We start from the raw sequence: 21,137 nt of genomic DNA on the forward strand, positions 1-21,137 counted from the left end.
GGATAAATTGAGTTTTTGACTCCCGGTTATTTACTTCTGTTTAATTTTTTCCAGTAAACTCTTCATCTCCTCCAGCTTGTCAGGATGTTCATCAGCTAAATTTTTAGTTTCCTCAGGATCCTCCTCCAAATTATACAGGTGCTCTGTTGCATCCAGAGGTTCAACATTGAGTGGGGTATCGCCCAGATTATGGCGGTTGTAGGCCCATTCCGACCGCTCACCTTCCGCTATATATTTCCACGGGCCCATCCGCAGTGCCAGTCCATCGCTGGATTGCTGTACCAGATGCTCCCTGCCATCTGATGATTCGCCCAATAATGCTGGTAACACATTTTCAGAGTCTAACTTATCTAGATCAGAGATTTCACCGCCCACGAGCTCACCCAGAGAAGCCAATAAATCTACTTGGCTGATCAAAGCATCTGAAGTTGTCCCCTGCTCTATTCGATTGGGCCAGCTTATAATGGTTGGCATGCGTGTACCACCTTCATAGGCTACATATTTTCCACCCTGGTAGATTCCGCTGGGATCGTGCCCGTTATGATCCTTAAGGGCTCCGTCTTCATATCCGTCATGGAAAACAGGTCCGTTATCACTAGTAAATATGATCATAGTTTGATCACGAATACCCAGACCCTCAAGTTTACTGATCACCTGCCCTACAACCCAGTCAAGCTCGTGAACCGAGTCACCGCGCAGACCGGTATCACTGGTTCCGACAAAATCAGGATGAGGGATTCGAGCCACATGGTTTTCATGCATGGATAAAAACAGGAAGAAAGGGTTGTTTGCGTTTTCTGTCATAAACTCTTTTGATCTCTCTGTAAAGACCGAAGCCATTTGTTCGTCATCCCACCATGCTGATTGTCCGCCGGCCTGGTAACCGATGCGGCTTACGCCATTGACAATTGTCCCCGAATGCTGGGCATCAGCAGGATAACGTAGATCCTCGGGATGCGTATGGCCAGAAGGCAGATCACCTACCAAAGGCTGTGGAACTTTTGAAGAAGATTGTTCCTCCTCTTCGCCAAACTGCTCTTCCTGATAATCATGGTGTCCCTCTTCCGGATACGCAACTTGCAAGGAATCATCATTATCGCTCAGCTGATAAACCTCGTGTCCATCCACAAAAACAGTCGGCACGCGGTCATTGGTCACCGGCAGAATAAATGATTCACCAAAGCCGACCTCCAAAGGTCCGGGTTTAATTTCGCCATTCCAGTTTATCGACTTGCCTTCACTTCCCAATCCGAGATGCCATTTACCAACGATTGCAGTTTGGTATCCGGCATTTTGCAGCATTGATGGCAGTGTTGTCATACCCGGTTCTATAATGAGGGGATCTTCTGCTGAAAGAATACCCGCGCTGGGATGCCGGAATGCATATCGCCCCGTCAACATTGAATAGCGACTGGGTGTACACATAGCCGATGTGGCATAGGCATTTGTAAATTGGGTTCCTTCTTCAGCCAATTGATCAATATTGGGCGTTTCAATTTTCTCAGCGCCATAAACACCTATATCCCCATAGCCAACATCATCAGTATAAATAATAATTATGTTAGGGGTACTGGTTTCTTCGGCATTTATTGAACACCCTGCCAATGCACAAACACCTGCAAATAATAAAAGTCCAAACAGCTTATTGGATAAGCAATACTTACAAAATGAAATCATGTCTATCCAAATATTAATTAGTTTTCAGAATCTTCCTGGATCGCGGCAAAATCTTTAATCCAGGCGTAATTAAATTGGTGCTGACCCGTTTCGGGATCAGTTTCCACCGTTCTGTTAGCAAAGAGACCATTTAAAATCCAAGGATCAATACTGGCTGTAAAGTCTTTGTTAAAGGGAAAGCTTTGCCGTAATGCATAATTTGCAATATGAAATTTATCGTAGTTCTTGAACCGCTTGTATGCATTCCACAGGTAATTTTTACGATTTTCGAACCAATAGCTGCTACTTAAAAAATCTACCCACTCTTCTCGCGGAACTTGATTTTTCAGTGCATAATCAAGGTATTCATAGTTTTGTGTGTCAGGATCATATCCGTATTCACTTGCAAAATCTTCCGGAATATTTTCGTCTGTTTTAGTTCTAAAATGATCTTTCAATGAAAATTCACTAATTAAAATCCGCTGATCACTACGAATACGAAGGTCGGCATAATTGATAAATTCGTCGAGCTGTTCGATGCTGGCATGGTGGATGTGCAAGTCAACACCGGCTATCCAGGAATTGCTATTGGCAAACGAAAATAAATCATTTACAGCCTGTGTTCGCCATCCATCCAGATAGAGATTATTAAAGGCACCTACAAAGATGGGAATATCACGGTCGGATGACTCACGATAACTGTTAACATAATTAGCCACTTTTTTATAAAAAGCTATCAGCTTATCCCCTCTTTCATCGCGTTTTGACTCGATGAACGGCTCATTGCCCACAACGATGATATCAGTATACTTCCAGGTTTTATCCAGCAGTTTATCCAGGTAGGATAAATAGTCCTGCATTTCGCTGCTGGAAGGATCCGGAAAACTCTTGTTGCTGAAATTCCATTTTATGCTGAGGATATTCTTGTATCCTTCTTCGCTTACCCTGATATAATTTTGAACTCGCTGATCCTCTTCAATTTGAGATTCATCGGGATAGAGCTGAAAAAAATCCAGAAAACCCCTGACCCACGTTGTACCGGAACGGTCAATATTCTCGAATTTCATCAGGTTATATTGCCCGTTTACATTTATTCCCACTTCCTGAGCAGGTGGTTCTATCTCCTCTTCAGGGAGAGGTTCTTCCCCAGGTGAGGAATCACTGACGCTTTCGCTACAGCCTGTAAGAATCCCCAATCCAATTGCTAAAAAAAAGACTATATATGTGAATCTTTGTTGCATGCTTAAAATATTCGCGACTATTCAGATATGGCTTTTGAATAAGATTAAAAAAAGAAAAGAGCCGGAAGTAAATTATCCTTACCGGCTCTTTATCTTTTCTACCAGGGCATCTGTTTTATTTACTTTCGATTAATAACCCGGATTTTGCTCTAACTCGGGATTGGAATCCAACGCCGGCTGCGGCAACGGATAGAGAACCCGGTGCTCAGCAGCTCCCGGAACACCACGTTCCTCAGCATTTTCGACATATTGATTATGTCTTACAAGATCCTGTCGCCTTGTGCCTTCGTTATAAAACTCCCACTTTCGTTCATCAAGAATATGATTTCGCAGTTCTTCTGTGCTACCAAAGTCACCCAATGACAGATCATCCAAACCAGCTCGGTTTCTGACCTGATTAATAAGGTCAATGGATTCCTGATTAGGACCATTAAGCTCATTTAGAGCCTCGGCGCGTGCGAGCAGGATATCCGCATAACGGATCTCAGGTGCATCATTACCATGCAGGTTTCCATTGGCATTTGGGTCTGGCCAATATTTAAATGCACGGGTTGCATCGTCATAATCCTCCATCAGGTTAACCGTGTCACCTTGCATATTCACATATTCTACTAGAATAAGCTCACGTCTTTCATCTCCTTCTTCAAAAGAATTATAGAAAGAGTCGAGGAGTCGATACTGGGATGCCCAGTTATTCCAGTTCGGTTGCATCTCCAGATCCTTTTCTGGCCACTCCTTGAAACCCCACGGGAAAGTAGCGTTCATGACATTCATTCCGTCAAATCCCCCCGGACCTTCGGGATGAGCAGTATTGACAAGCATATATTCAGGATGACTTGGTCCATTATTCTCGACTTTGAATAAGTCTTCATATTCGGGGAACAAACTATAATAATCTGAATCAATCACATCCTGTGCCATATCATCAGTCTTTTGCCACTGTCGGGTATTCAGGTAGAACTTCGTTAGAAGCCCCATTGCCCCGCCACGTGTTATGCGGCCGTAATTTGGCTCATTCCCCGGTTCGGGAAGATTTGGAATAGCTGCCGTCAACTCATCTTCGATAAATTGTCTAAACTCATCCTCACTGGCTCTTGGCATCTCAAATTCATCCTGAGTGCTTGTACGTATCGGTGTTGGTCCAAAATATATATACAAACGATAATAGGCCCAGGCACGAAGTGCTCGGGCTTCTGCCGTAAGGGCATTAACCCGATCTGCGGGAATCCCTTCGATTTCCTCCACATTTTCCAGGATAATATTTGCATCCCGGATCGTACTGTAGTGGCGGTTGTAAATAATATTGAAAAGCGGCATTGATGCATCCCACTCCCAATTTAACATGGGTTGAGCCGCTCTGTTTTCTCCACCGCCTGTTTGCCAGGATATATCGGTCGGCCATTCTTCAAGATTATTCCATCTTGCTCTGCCCGGCCAGGTAATCGTTTGATAAGCAGAAGCCAAGACAGATTCAATTCCCTCTTCGGATGATAATACATTCTCTGGTGCTAACTCTGAATGTACTTCCTCATCAAGAGGATTATCACTGCATCCCTGAAGCGTAAAGAAGCCAAGTAACAACAGTACTGATAAATATTTGGTCGTTTTCATAACTAATTCCTCTTTTTCTTTAAGAATATTCATAATACCTGTCATTAAAATTACAGTCCCAGCTTAATGCCCAGCTGAAATTTTCTGGCCAGCGGATAAGCATTGTAATCTATCCGCGCATTAGGATCACCACCAGGGTTTTGTGCAGGATTAAATCCTGTGTAATCGCTCCAAGTTTTCAGATTTGTACCCGTAACATATATTTGGGCAGAACGCATAAACCTCGATATAAGCTCATTAGGCAGGTTATAACTTATTTGAACATTCTTTAACCGGATATATGAAGCGTCTTCGACTGTACGTGAATTCACCACATTTTGTCCCTGTGAACCCGGATTTACAAAAGAAGGATATTTATCTGATGGATTATCTGGCGTCCAGCGATTCAAATATGGTTCCGCTAACTTGTTTCTTCGCAGCTGAACGGGAAAGTAAGTATCAACCAGATTGTTATTCAGCATTTTAACACCTTGGCTTCCTTCCACCAACACCCTTAAACCGAAATTGCCGTAATTAAAAGTGTTATCAATTGAATATGTGAAGTCAGGAAATGAATTACCAAGGACAACACGATCATCAGCATTAATTTGTCCATCCCCGTTTTGGTCGGTGAATTTCAAGTCGCCTGGCTGTACATTTTCCTGAATTTGAGAGAAGTCATCATCTGTCTGCCAAATTCCTTCAATTTCATAACCATAATAGGAACGAAGTGGCACTCCCTCTCGTATCAGGAAAAATTGATTCGTAAAACCGGAACTACCAGTAATAATTTCCTCAACGGGCCCCAAGTCAGTCACTTCATTATTAACAGTAGACAGACTAACATTTGAAGTCCACTGCAGTTCATTAGTCGTGACATTTCTGGTTTCCAGCTCAACTTCAAAACCATTATTTGCAATACTACCTACATTTTGGATTTGAGAATTAAATCCAGTCTCTTGTGGTAATGGCATGGCCATTAGCATATCACGAGTAGTTTGCTCGAAATAATCAAAGCTACCGTTGATGCGGCCATCATAAAGCGAGATATCAAATCCAATATCAAACTGTTCAGTAGTCTCCCATTTTATATCCGGATTAGCCAGTCTGGCAGGAGATAAACCAACAATTTGTTGATCATCCCATATTGCCCTTCCACCCGGATTAAATGTGGTTGTTGACAACAGGTTCCCAATAGATTGGTTACCAGTCTGCCCCCAACTCACTCTAGGTTTAAGTTCGCTGATGAAATCCAGACCCTGCATGAACTCTTCATCGCCCATTTGCCAAGCCAATGCGAAAGATGGGAAGTACCCAAACTTATTGTTTTCACCAAAACGTGTGGACCCATCGGCACGCAATGTAGCAGTTACTAAATACTTGTTATTAAAGGTATAGTTAACTCTTCCAAAAGCTGAAAGAAGTCTGTTACTGGATCTGCTACTATTGATGTCATACGTTTCAGGATCTCCTAAAGCCATATTATCAGTACCCGTCGCATCGGTAGTAAAGTTTTGAGCCGACAGGAATGTTCCCGAATTCATGAAACGCTGGGTTTCAACCCCACCCAATAAATTTAAATCATGATCTCCGAACGTATTTTCATAACGGATTGTGCCGTCGAGAAAATAATTCTGACTTTGATTCGGATTAATAATTGCATTACCGCCTGTCGTTCTTCCGATCTGTGTCAGGCGGCTGATATAAATATCATTGCGGACATTCATAAAATCGAAACCAGCATTCAACCGTACACTTAAACTAGGTGTGAATAAATATTCCCCGTAAACAGAGCCGGCAAAAGCATTTCTTTCAGTTGTTCTATCTTCACCCTCTATAATAGCAAGGGGGTTATTTATTGTGAGATCATCATGTTCAAAAAAGGTGCCGTCGTCGTTATAGACAGGCTTTGTCGGATCAAAAAACATAGCAGAATAAACCGCTCCTGCATTTTCATTTAATCCGAATCCTACACGAGGCATATTATCTTTGATATAATTAATGTTAAGTCTCGTTCCGAATTCAAAGTTGTCGACCTCTGAATAATCCAGATTTATTCGCCCGCCGTATCTCTCGAATTCAGAAGTATGGATTATACCATCTTCGTTCGTCAGGTTCATCGATACATAATAATTTAACCCTTCGCTATCACCGCTAAAAGAAAGGGAATGATATTGTTCTAAAGCTCCTGGATTAAAAATCTGTTCCTGCCAATCTGTTTCTGCACCTGTGCTTTCAACACGATCTTCCGGATTACCGCCTCCATCATCAATAATACCATTGATAACTTGTTGATACTCGGTAGGTTCAAGCAGATCCAGGTTAGAAACCGGATAGTTCATACTGGTGTAATTGTGATAGTTCACCTGCATTTGTCCTCCGGAGCCCTGTTTGGTGGTAACCATTACTACTCCACCGGCAGCACGTGCTCCGTATATAGCAGTTGCAGAAGCATCCTTAAGTACCTCAATAGATTCAATATCGTCCGGATTGAAGGTTCTTAGCCCCCCAGGCATAGGAGAACCATCGACTACCCATAAAGGACTTGTTCCTGCATTAATAGAAGAAGCTCCACGAATACTCACCGACAAAGCACCACCGGGTTCACCGGAATTCTCTACTACGCGAACACCGGGCATCTTAGCTTGAATAAGTGATTGTATAGAACCACTTTCACCCGGATTGAGGTCTTCAGAAGAAACAGACGATACAGAACCTGTTAGATCACGTCTTTCAACCTCACCATATCCAATAACTACAACCTCGTCCCCTCTTAAAGTTGAAGGTGACATTTGAACATCGAGCTGGGTTTGTCCTTCAATAGGAACTTCCAACTCCTCATAACCTACAAAGGTAAAAACCAATGTATCTTGTAGGCTGGGAACTGACAGGCTGTATGTCCCTTCGGCATCAGTAGTAGTACCCTGGGTGGTACCCTTTACCAAGATATTGACACCGGCCATCGGCTCTTGTTGAACGTTAGTTACCGTACCCGAAACTTCTTGCGCTTCAACAGTGCTGAAACCGGTTACAAATAGCAGAGCAATTACCAAACAATAAGTGTAGCAGTTTTTCATAATGCTATATCCCCTTTTGTTTATATTCAATTAATATAGATCCCGTTGAATTGATCCTTTTCCCACCAGCAATAGATTAATATCTATGTTGATAGACGTGTTACGGACTATCGTTTTATGTTAACGATAACATCTAATAGCAATATAAAAGAATAAAAAAAATTGTCAAGCTTTTTCTTAAATAAGCGTAATGTTTGAAGTTTAGTCTCTAATTAACCTCATTGTAACATAATGATAATTATGTAGTTAAAGATAAATATTAATACATGATAAATGAAGGAAATTGGTTTTGATCATTCATCAGAACATAAGGATTTGTTATCGCTATCTATTGAGATCTGATGAAGTTTCTTGGAGCTTACTTATATTAGACTTACCTAACTCATAGTCTAGTAACTTAAAATTCTTTTGATATGGGGAAATCTGCAAAATGTTGCACAGCTGGCAGGAATGGCAGTAAAAAGGTACATAAACAGCAACATATTAAATCCAACAACACAAACAACTCTACAGATGGCATGACAAAGCTTTCCGGGGGTAGCTTTCTAATGGGAACGGATACGGAAGAAGGGTTCCCCGAGGATGGTGAAGGACCTGTTCGGGAAGTTCAGGTAGACCCTTTTTGGATTGATGAAACTACTGTAACGAATATTGAATTTGCCAGATTTATTCGCGCTACAGGATATAAAACTGATGCTGAGCAGTACGGCTGGTCATTCGTATTTAAAAATTTCTTGCCTGATAGATTTAAAAAGAAAGATCTCCCCTCTCCAGATGATACTCCATGGTGGAAAGGAATTGAAGGGGCTTATTGGAAACAACCTGAAGGTCCTAAAAGCAGTATCAGTAACCGAATGGATCACCCGGTTGTCCATGTCTCATGGAATGATGCAATAGCCTTTTGCGAGTGGACCGGAAAACGCTTGCCTACAGAAGCCGAATGGGAGTATGCGGCACGCGGCGGATTGGAGCAAAAGAAATTCCCCTGGGGTAACGAAATAACGCCGGAAGGAGAACATCGATGTAACATCTGGCAAGGGGATTTCCCGGATCGTAATACCAAAAATGACGGCTATGCTGGTACAGCTCCAGTGGATTCATTCAAACCTAATAACTATGGATTATATAATATATCCGGTAATGTCTGGGAATGGACTCAGGACTGGTTTAGCCCCAGCTATCCTCTGCTACGGATAAGTGATAATCCACAAGGACCTGGTAAGGGCGAAGCCAAAGTTATTCGCGGCGGTTCCTACCTGTGCCATAAATCTTATTGTAATCGATATCGTGTGGCTGCCCGATCTGGTAATACGCCAGACAGTTCGACTGGAAACATGGGATTCCGCTGTGTTAGAGATGCATAAATAAAGTGCTACCTTAAAATTAACTGTTCTAGTTATTTTCTTTTCCCATATCCCATCTGGCCTCTTTATTTCTCATAAAACTGGGTTTTTGTTTTGCTCTTTGGGAATTGAAGCCAGGCAAATTTTTCCAATAAGGCCCCTCTTCAATAATTCCCTTAAATATATTTTGAGATTTCCTCGTCAGTGAATCAAGCAATATCGATCTTTTTTTCGATATGTCATTTTTCTGCAGGGGATCTTCTTCAATATTGTAGAGCTTAAATTCTTTCAGTTGTATCTGATTAATAAAAGACATGTCTTTCTCAGAAAAATAATGTGTGCGAGCCACCGTGTCCCGGGCAGAAGCGTTAAGTACGTATTTACCATCGCGCAAACCCAGTTCAGGTTGAGCTCTGTAGAAAAACCACAATAATGGTTTTTGTCGGTTTAACTTTTGTCCTTCAAAGATGGAGGCTAAACTTACTCCATCTATTGTCCGGTCATCAGGCTGTGAAGTATCTGTTAATTCAGAAATTGTTGGAAGTAAATCAATGAGTCCCGCGGGTGTAGAGACAGTACGAGCCGATTTTATCTTTTTAGGCCAGTAAATGATTCCTGGTACCCGTACTCCCCCTTCGAAAGATTCCCCTTTGTATCCCCGTAAATTACCATTGGAGCCATATCGATACGAGCCATTATCGGAGGAGAAAATGATGAGCGTATTTTGAAGTTCACCCTTTTCCTCAATTTTTTGAATGACTTTCCCTACAGCTGCATCCAAATTTTCAACATTTGCCAGGTATTTATCATCCTCATATTTGTTATACTTCTCAATCAGAGAATCAGGTGAGGCTATTTTTTTATGAACTTCATGGAAAGGAACATATAAAAAGAAGGGGCTACTACTGGTTTTCTGCTCTATCCATTTGTTTGCTTCCCGGGCAACAATATGAGCTGAATAACCTTCCAAAGTATCTTCAGGAACCCCATTTCTAACGAAATTTCCCGGATTGTAATGTGAAGGCTGAGCATTATTTTCTGTAGCCAGCCAGTAATCAAATCCCTGATCGCCCGGCGTAGGTTGATCGTTGGCTTCCTCCGGACTGTGCAGATCACTTAAATGCCACTTTCCAAACATGGCTGTTTGATATCCCTCCTGTTTCAAAAGCTCAGCAATAGTTATCTCTTCATCCTTAAGATGCATGTTACTGCCGGGCGGACGGTAACTGTAAACTCCAACGCGGTTAGGATTTCGTCCGGTAAGCAGTCCCGCCCGGGAGGGTGAGCAGTTTGGAGCAGGGGCATAAAAATCAGTAAATGTTAGTCCCTGCTGGGATAACTTATCAAGATTGGGAGTATCGGCTATTCCTCCATAAGGATTTAAGTCACCGTAGCCTAAATCATCAGCCAAAAAAATTACAATATTGGGCTGTAATTCGTTTGAAGTTTGCTGGTCACTACACGTACTCACAGCAATGACCAAAGCAAGAATACCAATTATGCCGGCAGAATATTTTCTCATTGGGATATTCAAATTATTACGCTAGAAACTAACACGTATCGAAACTCTTAGTTATTTCCACGAACAGGCCAGGAAAGCACTCCAACTCTATCAGCCCATTTGTCGTAGCTGTTTTTAAGACGAGAAGCCTTTTCAGGAAATCGTTCGGACAAATCCTCTGTCTCGGTGCGATCGGTCTCCATTTCAAATAGCTCCCATTGCTTTTTGTGACGTTTCACTAATTTCCATTTGCCATCACGGATAGCACAATTCCCCTCGTGCTCCCAATAGAGTGTTCTATCGTTCTCCTTCTGCTTGCCTTCAAAAAGCGGAACAAGACTTTCTCCTTCTAAAGGATGAATCTTTTTTCCATCATAGCTCTCCGGATATTCGGCATCCGCTACATCTACACAGGTAGCCATAATATCTATCAGGTGCGACGGCCGCCTCTTCCAATCTTCTTGTTTATTAATCTTAGAAGGCCAATGAGCAATTAAAGGAGATGCGATACCACCTTCGTGGACATAATGCTTGTATAAACGAAAAGGAGTATCTGAAACATTTGCCCATCCAATACCATAACTTTGATATGTATCGGCAGGACCGGGCATAATATGAGGTTTGTTCCCTACCCTTACATTTTTACCATTTCTCGTTTTGTCAGGAAAAGCATGTAAATGTTTCCATCTTTCCGTTAAAATTTCAGCAGCCCCTCCATTATCGCACAAAAACAGGATCAACGTATTATCGAGCTGATCATTTTGATCAAGTGTATTTACGATGCGACCAACTCCCTGATCCATACGATCAATCTGCGCTGCATAAACAGCCATCCGCCGCGCTTCCCATTCTTTATTTTCGGCTTTTTCCCATTCCGACACTTTTGGATCTCGTTCACTTAATGACCAACGGCTATCAATCAGGCCAATTTCTTGCATCTTCTCCATTCGCTGATTCCGTACCTTATCCCATCCTCGGTCATAATATCCTTTATACTTTTTTATATCCTCCTCTAAGGCATGTAAAGGCCAATGTGGAGCCGTATAAGCTGCATAACTGAAAAAGGGTTTATCTTCATCCGCCTGGGCATGTTCATTGATATGTTTTACAACATTATCGGTTATAGCATTGGTATAATAGTAATCCTCAACTTCAGGCTGGATTGCTGTATTATCCCTAACTAAAGAGATAGGATTATAATAGCTGCCGGCTCCGATTATGGTACCATAAAAACGATCAAATCCTCTTTGCAACGGCCAGTTGTGTTTAGATGTTAGTTTTTCTTCACCGCTCCACTGACCAATATGTTTTGTCAGATGCCATTTTCCACTCATGTAGGTAGAATACCCGGCATCGCTAAGCACTTCAGGAATCGTCAGGCAATGTTGATTTAAATCACCACGGTATCCTTCAGCACCTCGATCTTTCATCATATGCCCTATGCCCGACTGGTGCGGATAAAGACCGGTCATAAGGCTGGCACGAGTGGGACAACATCGGGCGGCATTGTAAAACTGGCTAAACTTAGCACCCCCTTCAGCTAAACCGTCCAAATTGGGTGTTTGAATCTCTGAGCCATAACAGCCCAGGTCGGAGATCCCCATATCATCCGACATAATAACGATGATATTGGGCCGTCCTTGGTTTTGTGCAGCTCCCTTTAAAATATTAAAAGGATTTACTGCAGAATCAGCTACTAAACCGGCAGATCCGAATCCAGCATATTTCAGAAATGATTTTCGATCCATAAAAGAATTACAGGCTAATTTAAGATAAAGAGATTTAAAGTATTCACTTGGCCCACTCGTAGCAGAGAAAGCAAAGATGCGGTAATGTAAGCTTACATAAAACGTCTGGTTTTATGCGAATGTTAGTAGTTGACTAAATTAAACTCTTTAATATTTACTGACTGAGATGAGTTGCCTTTAGCAGTCATTCCCAGGCGAAGACCCATCCCCCAGGGAACTAGTTTCGAAACATCTTTATTTTCACTTAGTATTTTCCAATCATTGTCTTTCTTTACAGAGAAACTAAGAAGATGTCCATTGGAGACTTCTATTTTTAAATCTACAGATCTATTGGGCTGGTTAACAGGTAATTCCTCTATAATTTGTGTTTCCTTTTTCACCGTTTTCCACACTTTCAATGAGTTATGTCCGGCAGAAATACCCATACCTGCAACGGGAGCACCAAAACCATTACTCGCTGCACCTATTAAAGCAATACCTCCTTCAACGTCATCTCCGGTATCTCTTAGATCAACTGTGGCAGATATTTCATAATCAGGTGAGGTAGTGGGTTGTACGAGCACCGTCCCCAACTTTTCATTTTCTGTTGATGCCTGTAACATCAAACCATCAGAGCCGGTTTGGTAGTTAATATCCTGCGTCACACGCCACTGCCAAAGAGGATTTAATCCTGAACTAAAATCATCCGAAAAATCCCAGGCCGCACGATCACGATTATATTCAGCATTATTTTCAAATATTGGCCAACCGTCTTCGGTCCATTGAATTTTTTCCAACACTGCCTCGCGTCCTACATAAACAGAGCCCTCTCTGCTGTAAGCATGATAAAGGAAATAAAATTCGTCGCCGCGCTTTACGACGGAACCATGTCCCGTGCATTTCCAACCTTCATTATCTGTAAGGACCGGATTTTCGTCATATTTTTCCCACGGTCCCAAGAGGCTTTCTGAGCGAGCAACACCTGTTGTATAATCACAGGCTTTATTACAACAAGCACCAGCCGAATAGGTAGCGTAGAAATAACCATTTTTTTGAAAAATACTGATTCCTTCTACCAATTGATCTTCCCATGGCTCGTCATTCCGAAACAATTCATGTTTTTTCCCGATAAGCTCAGTACGATCTTCAGTAATTTCTTGTGCCCACATCGGCGTTGGTTCTCTTCTGCTGTTTCCATCTTCTTTCCACAACAAATACAGCGTACCGTCTTTGTCACGAGCTTCATAAGCATCAATAGATCCGAGTTTCTGTGCCACGAGTGGACCGTGATCAGTATACTTTCCATCGGGATTATCGGCACTGGCCACTGCTACGCTCAAGCGTCTTGATTTCTTATCTCGTGCTGTATAATAAGCATATACTTTATCCTGTTCCTGATCGTAAGCAAGTTCGGGCGCCCAAAAATTCTTTTCCGCCCACTCAGGTGCACCGTCAGGAAAAACATAGGTCGCCAATTCCCAGTTAACCAAATCTTCTGATTTGAATATGGGAAATAAAGGTGCCCATTCATTGGATGTTGCCGATGCCCAATAGGTATCGTCAATTTTTATAACAGTGGGATCTGGCCGATCTCCGGGTAAGACGGGATTAACAATTTCATGGGGCTGCTCCGATTTTTTCTGATTGCTGATACAACCAGTAACCAATAAGACTGTAAGAATAGCTAAAAGCCAACTACAAACGACACCACTAATTCCTTTCATAATTTTAAAAATTATATTTTCTATGCTTCATTAATATCCAGAACCTAGTTAGTCTTGAGACGCGAATACTGTCCTCTTATTTGCCGATACAGTATCACACAATTAGGGTGGGATATCGTCCCACCCTAAACCACCTTTTTAAGGCTTAATCTCAGTTAGTTGGCGCAGGTTCTGCTTCTTCTTTGGTTTCAGGAACCCAGACAGCCATGTTATCCGCTCCCCTGTTATTCCATGCATAATAAGGTATGGCGGTAAAAGAAGATTCTTTGACTTCCTGCCCACGAGAAGTTTTCCAAACACTTTTTGCAGGTCCTTCTAACGTATAGATACCCTTTAAGAGATCGGGTTTGTGCGAAACGGAAATCTCTGCATCCCTGTCAATAACAAGATTAGCTACATGCCCATTGTTATCTTTTCCTTCCAAAGCATAAACCAACGGACCACGCTGCAGAGCCAGGCGATTGCGATCGGCTTCTACTTTTTCGTTTGCCTTCACTTTTCGAACAGGCATGGGCAAATCAACTGAGACTTTATCTCCCTGTTCCCATTCTTTGGAGATAACAGCATATCCATTTTCCATATCAGGTTCAATTGTTTCTCCATTCACGCGAAATTCAGGAGCTTCTTCGACTTCTTTGCTGAAGTGATAGAGATCTCCGGGTACAGCTTCGTTTCGCGCCCATCCGGGAACGCGAACCAACACTTCAAATGTACCGGTTTGCTCTGGATTAATTTCCATCTCAACATCTCCGCTCCACGGATAATCGGTATTCTGTACTACTTGTACCTTGTGATTCTCGAGATTGATTTCTGCTTCGTTAGCCATAAAAAGATTCACGTAGAGTCGATTGTTTTTCTTGGCATAAACATATCCTGGTACAGAGGGCGTAAATCGAGAAGTGTTGGAGGGACAACATGCCACGCCGAACCATTCTTTCCGTTGATGGTCGCCATCGGAAGCAAGTGGATTAGGGTAAAAGAATCGATCACCTTCAAGCGAGACCCCTGAAATCACACCATTGTAAAGCGTTCGCTCGAGCACATCGTAATATTTGGCATCACCCTTCAGCAGAAACATACGATGATTCCAAAACACGTTGGCAATTGAGGCGCATGTTTCGGCATAAGCCGACATATTGGGCAGCTGGTAACTTTCGCCAAAAGCTTCCCCTTTGCTTGTTGCTCCAACACCGCCTGTGATATACATCTTAGTATTCACTACGTCATCCCAAAGTTTATCCAGCGCGGCTTCGTAATCATCAGCATTTTTAAGTGCGGCAATGTCCACCATCGATGAGAACATATAACCGGCCCTTACGGCATGGCCCACAGCCTCTTCCTGCTCAACGACAGGCTTAAGATCCTGTGCATAGCTTCGCCCCTCTTCTTCGGGATCCTCAAACTTACCCCGTTGATCCAGGAAAAATTTAGACAAATCCAGGTACTTTTCGTCGCCGGTTACTCGGTAAAGTTTTACAAGCCCGATTTCTATTTCCTGGTGCCCCGGCACTTCCTTAAGCTTATCAGGACCAAACTCTTTTGCGACCAGATCAGCAGCTTTTGTTGCAACATTCAGCAGATCTTTCTTGCCCGTGGCCCGGTAATGCGCCACTGCAGCTTCAAACATATGTCCAAGATTATACAGTTCATGGCTACCCTCACGGACCATCTCCCATCGCTCGTCGCCCACTTTTCGTATATGATCAACTTTTGTAGCACTGTCTCCGAGTATGGTACGAACGGTATATAAATATCCATCTTCCTCCTGTGCCGCACTAATATAATGAACCAGCGTATCCAGCTGCGCCTCGAGCTTTTCATCGGGATAGGTCTGCAAGCTGTAAGAAGCACCTTCAATGATTTTGAAGACGTCACTGTCATCAAATCTGAATCGGGAATTAAAAGTACCCTCTTCTAAGCCTCCGGCCACTTTAAAATTTTTAATTCGTCCGGTTTCTCTGGATTTTTTGATGGCGATGGGGATTGTTTTCTTATAATTTCTTTTTATCCGGGGTCCCCAAAAATCGTCGGTCACTTTTACCGAGGTAAATTCCACCGGTTCTACAGGATAGTCATCATCTTCTGTGTCACCGCATCCGGTTAGAAGCACCAAGCTGATCATCAATCCAACTAGAGAGACACTCATAAAACTTATATATCTGTTCATGATTGGGCTTGGTTGGTGTATATTTTTTAAATCTTTCATTGTTTATTTAATAAGAAAGTTAGCTTGTCGTTTAAATTTACTGAGATAAAATCAGGAAATTACCAGTTCTTGATTCTTCTCTTTGAAATAATCGTAATGATCAGTCAGCTGAATACCCCAGCCAGACTCTTCGGGCGGAATCCACTGCCCATCTCTGAACAAGTATCCGGAAGAATCCACGCCAAAATTATCGTAGCGATCATCTTCGGCAAAGGTAATATTCCGGTCAATCGTAGCTGCATGAATACTCATCAGCTTACCTATTTCGCTCTGCCAGTTATGCGGCACTACTGAAATTTGATGCGGCTTAGCACGCTTTGAAGCCCGTAAAATATTTGTAAATCCTCCAGTGCGCATATCCGGCTGAATAATATTATAGACTTTTTTATCCAGAAACGGCTCAAACTTATCTATATCCGGCATGCTTTCGCCCTCGGCAACGCGAACTTTCAGATTTTTTTCGTTCAACGCTGAATGCAGACGCCGATACTGCTCTACTGAATCAGGAAATATTTCCTCAATCCAGTACATGTCGTGAGGCAGACATTGCGATAAAAATTCTATCGCCCAATCAAACTGATCTTTATAACCGTTATTGGCATCCGCCATCAAATTGAAGTTATTTCCCACTGCCTCTCTAACAGCGATAAAAGCATCTATATCACGCTGTACGCCTGCTTCACCCCTCATCCATTTTGAGGGACGGCCTACTTTCATCTTTATGGCTTTATATCCATCCTCCTGGATGCGCTTGGCAAGGTCGGCCAAAACAGAAACCCCAGTATCAAATTCAACATCTTTGAAATAGAGAGTTCCGTCATAGCAATCAACGGCATTTCTTAACTTTGTACCGAATAACTGCCAAACCGGTTTTTCCTTAATTTTTCCCATCGCATCAAGGATGGGAGATTCTATAAAAGCAAAATTAGGGTCGGTTAGCAGAGGGCGAAATTCATCGGCAAAGCCGGTTATTTGCTCTCCCTCCCACTGGTAAATCTCAGAAGGTGTTATGCCGACTAATTGCTTGATCTTTTCAATCTTATCATCATTAATGCGTCGATACCCGAGAATGCCAATACCTTCGGTTCCATCATCCAAAACTACACGTAGAATAGTCGTTTTACCACCTATACCTTTGGGGGCCCGGTCGTAGGCATTCATTGCTATAGGCCGATAAAACTCACCCTGAACCGGCAAAGCCGTGATTTTTTCTATAGCCGGTCCTTTCCGGAACGATGAGGATAAAATATTAAAAGGAGTAACCAGCGATAAAGCCGTGCCGGCTCCCATTTTCAGAAAACTACCGCGTGAAATATTGTTCTCCATATTAACTGTCAATTATTCTACTGTTGGTCTTGTTCCAGTGGCCAGTCGCGCACGTCGTTACTCTCTGCCCACTGTTGGTAAGCCGCTTTTAAATCTTCAGCAGTACCGGGACGTTCACTAATGACATTATTTGTTTCGGAAGGATCTTTCTGCAGGTTGTACAACTCCCATTCTTTTCCTTCTTCGGCTACAAGTTTCCATTCTCCTTTTCTTACCGCCCTGTTTCCGATATGCTCCCAAAACAGGTACTCATGCGGCTCCTGTTCTTCTCCTTTGAAAAACGGAATCAGGCTTTTGCCTTCCAAAGGCTGGATCTCATTACCGTTGTATTCTGTAGGATATTCGGCCTCGGACACCTCTATGAGTGTAGGCATCAGATCCATAAGGTGACCTACACTTCGGTTGAATCCGCCTTCATTCTGGATTTTGTCAGGCCAGTGGGCAATGAAAGGCGTAGCTATCCCGCCCTCGTGCACCCACCGCTTGTACTTGCGAAAAGGCACATTACTATAATTGGCCCAAGCTTTACCCTGACTTGATGATCGTCTCCCGTCTTCTTTCCAGTTGGGATAGTTATCAATAGTATTTTCTCCCCATTTGAAACCGAATGCTTCTTCTGCCGGCTCACCGGAAGAACCATTATCAGACAAAAACATAATCAGGGTATTTTCATACTCACCTATTTCTTTAAGATGATCAACCAGCCTCCCGATATTCTGATCCAGACGATCAATTTGGGCTGCGTAAATCGCCCTTCTGAAATCTAGTTCTTCTTTTGTCTCTGTACTCAAGGTATCCCACTTCGGATTTCCGGAAGACGGAAGCTCAGTTGATTCCTCAATAACACCCATTTCTTTCATCTTTTTGATCTTTTCTTCTCTGAGCTGATTCCAACCCTCCATATATTCGCCACGATACGTTTCAATGTCTTCATCGGGGGCTTCCAGCGGCCAGTGGGGCGCATTATACGCCATATAAAGAAAAAAGGGCTGATCTGATTTGGAACCTTGCACTTCTTCATCCAGGAAGCGAATGCCGTAATCGGTAAATGCATCCGTGGTATACCAATCTTTATCCAGATGCAGGTCATTTTCGGGATCATCTGTCGGAGCAATATGTTCCTTCCCGTCCAGATAGACTGAGCAGCAATTTAATACGGTATAATAACTGTCCACATGTTCATGGATACCATAAAAGCGATCAAAGCCTCGATTAACCGGCCATTGTTCTTCTTTTTTATGACCAACATGCCATTTGCCGGACATCATAGTTTTGTACCCGGCTTCTTTGAGTACTTCTGCCAGAGTAACCGATTCCCGGTTCAAATAGCCTTGGTATGCTCCGCCATAATCCCGGTAAACCAACCTTGCGACTCCCGCCTGGTGTGAGTAGAGACCGGTGAGCATGCTTGCCCTCGATGGACTGCATCGGGCGGTATTATAGAAATTAGTAAAGCGTAAACCATTTTCGGCCAGTCCGTCTAAATTCGGCGTCCTAATTTCTCCCCCATAACTGCCGAGATCTGAATATCCCATATCATCAGCCAGAATAAGCACAATGTTAGGACGCTCACCTTTCAGCTCCTGGACAGATCCATCCTCTGCATCGGTACAAGCGATAGCAGTTGCCATCAATAGAAAGCAAAAAAGTGTTAGTTTTTTCATTATAAAGGTTATGATTCGCAGTTCGTTTTTATTTGAGGATAATTAATTATCCCTGATCTGCGGAATTTCCGATATCCGGAGTATGGTAGCCCCATAGGGAATAAGCGTAATTTCTTCTGTTTTTTCATCCGACTTAACCTTGCTGTGCGGAATCGGGCCATGGTTTCCGTTGTATTCAGTCCATTTAGGTATTTGTTTCCCCTTGGCCGTTACTTCCAGGGGAACCGATTCGGAATTCCAGGGATAATCGGGCATCTCCGTTTCCGTCAACTCCAAATCATCAGAGGGGTTCTGCGGATTTATCAACAGACCGTAATTCCAGGGTGTTGTAGGCTGAAATCCCCATGTCGGAATTCCATGTTCTTCATCAATTTTTTCTCGCTTTCCATCTACTTTAAGAGCATATACAAGCGGACCTCGTTCTATGCCCAGAGAATTTTCATGCCAGCGGCTGGTGGTAAACTCCATCGGTAAGTTCAATTCTACTGTGTCCCCTTCTCTCCATTGTCGACGGATTTTTGCTATGCCTCCGTTTTCAGGATACTGTTCAACCTCTCCATTTACCTTAACCTTAGCCCCGGAAGCCCATGAAGGTATTCGTAAATGAAGTGGGAATTCCACAATTTCATCGGCTGAAATTTCGAACCGAATGGTATTTTCAAAAGGATAGTTGGTCTGTTCGTTGATTTTTACCTGGACCCCGTTCACTTCGGTATCCACCGAGTTAGGACCATAAACCATCGCTGCAAGTCCCCCGTCATTGGTTTTCATCCAAAGACTTTTAACAAACTTGGGCCAACCCTGGTGCATATTTGTGGTACAGCAAGGATAGCCGTTGTTTAAGCCAAAGCAGGTTTCCGTAAGAGAATGCTGCGTAATAAAATTTCTTTTGCGCCCTACTCCTTCATCAACAATAATCTGGTTTGGCTGCTGATAATATTGTCGTCCCATAAAATTATCAGTAGTCTGTGCCGGAAGAGCATTGAAAGCCACCTTTTCCAGGCGGTCGGCATAATCTACGCGACCAGTAATTTCAACCAGATTTTCCAGGCTATACATAAATTCTACGATAGCACATAACTCGGTGCCATGGGTGGGATTTGTGCCGTGCAATATTTCATCCCCAGAAAACATCCCCTGAACCTGACCATGCTCTTCCATTAAATGCTTCAATCCTATATCGATGGCATCTAAATGACGCTCATCTTTGGTTTGCAAATATTGAATGGCAGGCTGTTTGATACCCATAGCCGTGTTTACTACATGCCGACGATTGGGCTCACCGGATAAAACGCGCGTCCAATCTGTAGTTTGTGCATTAACAATTTGAGCCAGATCCAGCAGAAACTCATCACCGGTTTTATTGTAAAGCCAATAAATACTGGCTTGATTTTCACCGCCGCGGCGCTCCGACCACCACGTCCAGTGCCCTATCGGCTTCTTTGCCAACTGCTCCTGCTGGTATCGGAAGTAATTGGTCATAAATTTAATAACCCGCTCATCGCCAGTTGCTTCATAATAATTTTGAAGTGCTTTGAGCATTACCATGCGCGGCCACCAGTCTTCCACGTTTCCCGTTTGAAAGCCGCGCTTATCTGTGTACTCATCATCGGCAGAAGGACCAAAAAAGCCATCCTCTCGCTGGCTATTCAACGTCCATTCAATAAATGGTTTTGCCTTATCGATCAACTCCTGATCATCCAGTGTATATGCCAGCGGCACCAGACCATCCAACCAGTACGGACCGCGTTCCCAAACATCGCCATTTCCACCACGCCAGGCATTTGATTCGCCCACGTTAGGATATATTTCCCCCAGATTTCCGGTCAGTCCGTCGGCCATTCGGTTGAGCTGCTCTTTAAGCCAACCCTCTGGCTGAACACTACCCAACGGTAAAATTTGGTATGGCACCTGCTTCAACGGAGGCCGATTGAGGTGATTGGAATTTGGGCTGTCATCCTGGCTGTATGCAGAACGAGCAGTGAAGCCCATCAATGCAAAAAGAACAATAACAATTTTAATTTTATTCACAAGTCCGCGCGGTTAAGAGTTGATATTTAAGTATTCAGTTTGACAGAATTT

12 protein-coding genes are annotated in these 21,137 nt (G+C 43.0%); 1 reads left to right on the plus strand and 11 read right to left on the minus strand.

Annotated elements, in window-relative coordinates; translation table 11 throughout:
- Window positions 1–30: 30 nt before the first annotated feature.
- The 4 genes from ACT3ID_RS06585 to ACT3ID_RS06600 form a co-directional block, all read right to left on the minus strand.
- Window positions 31–1,677, minus strand: coding sequence for a sulfatase family protein (locus ACT3ID_RS06585; RefSeq protein WP_491541209.1), 1,647 nt, complete (start codon window positions 1,675–1,677; stop codon window positions 31–33).
- A gap of 17 nt (window positions 1,678–1,694) precedes the next feature.
- A complete protein-coding gene (locus ACT3ID_RS06590) occupies window positions 1,695–2,897 on the minus strand; it encodes a hypothetical protein (protein ID WP_491541210.1) in 1,203 nt (400 codons plus the stop codon).
- A 129-nt stretch (window positions 2,898–3,026) separates the two neighbouring features.
- Entirely contained in the window at window positions 3,027–4,541 is a 1,515-nt protein-coding gene (locus tag ACT3ID_RS06595) for a RagB/SusD family nutrient uptake outer membrane protein (RefSeq protein WP_491541211.1), read from the minus strand.
- A gap of 17 nt (window positions 4,542–4,558) precedes the next feature.
- Window positions 4,559–7,564: a SusC/RagA family TonB-linked outer membrane protein gene (locus ACT3ID_RS06600; protein ID WP_491541212.1), complete on the minus strand. Its 3,006-nt coding sequence runs from the start codon at window positions 7,562–7,564 to the stop codon at window positions 4,559–4,561.
- Window positions 7,565–7,977: 413 nt separating this feature from the next.
- Between ACT3ID_RS06600 and ACT3ID_RS06605 the strand changes: the two genes are divergently transcribed.
- Entirely contained in the window at window positions 7,978–8,928 is a 951-nt protein-coding gene (locus tag ACT3ID_RS06605) for a formylglycine-generating enzyme family protein (RefSeq protein WP_491541213.1), read from the plus strand.
- Window positions 8,929–8,956: 28 nt separating this feature from the next.
- On the opposite strand, the gene ACT3ID_RS06610 is transcribed toward ACT3ID_RS06605, so the two are convergent.
- The 7 genes from ACT3ID_RS06610 to ACT3ID_RS06640 all read right to left on the minus strand — a co-directional run bounded on the left by ACT3ID_RS06610 (window position 8,957) and on the right by ACT3ID_RS06640 (window position 21,047).
- Window positions 8,957–10,429, minus strand: coding sequence for a sulfatase-like hydrolase/transferase (locus ACT3ID_RS06610; protein ID WP_491541214.1), 1,473 nt, complete (start codon window positions 10,427–10,429; stop codon window positions 8,957–8,959).
- Window positions 10,430–10,476: 47 nt separating this feature from the next.
- Window positions 10,477–12,156, minus strand: coding sequence for an arylsulfatase (locus ACT3ID_RS06615; protein WP_491541215.1), 1,680 nt, complete (start codon window positions 12,154–12,156; stop codon window positions 10,477–10,479).
- Between the two features lie 122 nt (window positions 12,157–12,278).
- Window positions 12,279–13,859: a glycoside hydrolase family 43 protein gene (locus tag ACT3ID_RS06620; RefSeq protein WP_491541216.1), complete on the minus strand. Its 1,581-nt coding sequence runs from the start codon at window positions 13,857–13,859 to the stop codon at window positions 12,279–12,281.
- Window positions 13,860–14,010: 151 nt separating this feature from the next.
- Window positions 14,011–16,026 (minus strand): glycoside hydrolase family 127 protein, encoded by a 2,016-nt coding sequence (locus ACT3ID_RS06625; RefSeq protein WP_491541217.1) that lies wholly within the window; start codon window positions 16,024–16,026, stop codon window positions 14,011–14,013.
- Between the two features lie 90 nt (window positions 16,027–16,116).
- Window positions 16,117–17,391 (minus strand): mandelate racemase/muconate lactonizing enzyme family protein, encoded by a 1,275-nt coding sequence (locus ACT3ID_RS06630; RefSeq protein ID WP_491541218.1) that lies wholly within the window; start codon window positions 17,389–17,391, stop codon window positions 16,117–16,119.
- 17 nt (window positions 17,392–17,408) lie between these two features.
- On the minus strand, window positions 17,409–19,055 hold the full coding sequence (locus ACT3ID_RS06635) for an arylsulfatase (protein WP_491541219.1): 1,647 nt from the start codon (window positions 19,053–19,055) through the stop codon (window positions 17,409–17,411).
- 42 nt (window positions 19,056–19,097) lie between these two features.
- A complete protein-coding gene (locus tag ACT3ID_RS06640; RefSeq protein ID WP_491541475.1) occupies window positions 19,098–21,047 on the minus strand; it encodes a beta-L-arabinofuranosidase domain-containing protein in 1,950 nt (649 codons plus the stop codon).
- Window positions 21,048–21,137 lie beyond the last annotated feature (90 nt).

The sequence above is a fragment of the Fodinibius sp. GM108 genome (assembly GCF_058386985.1).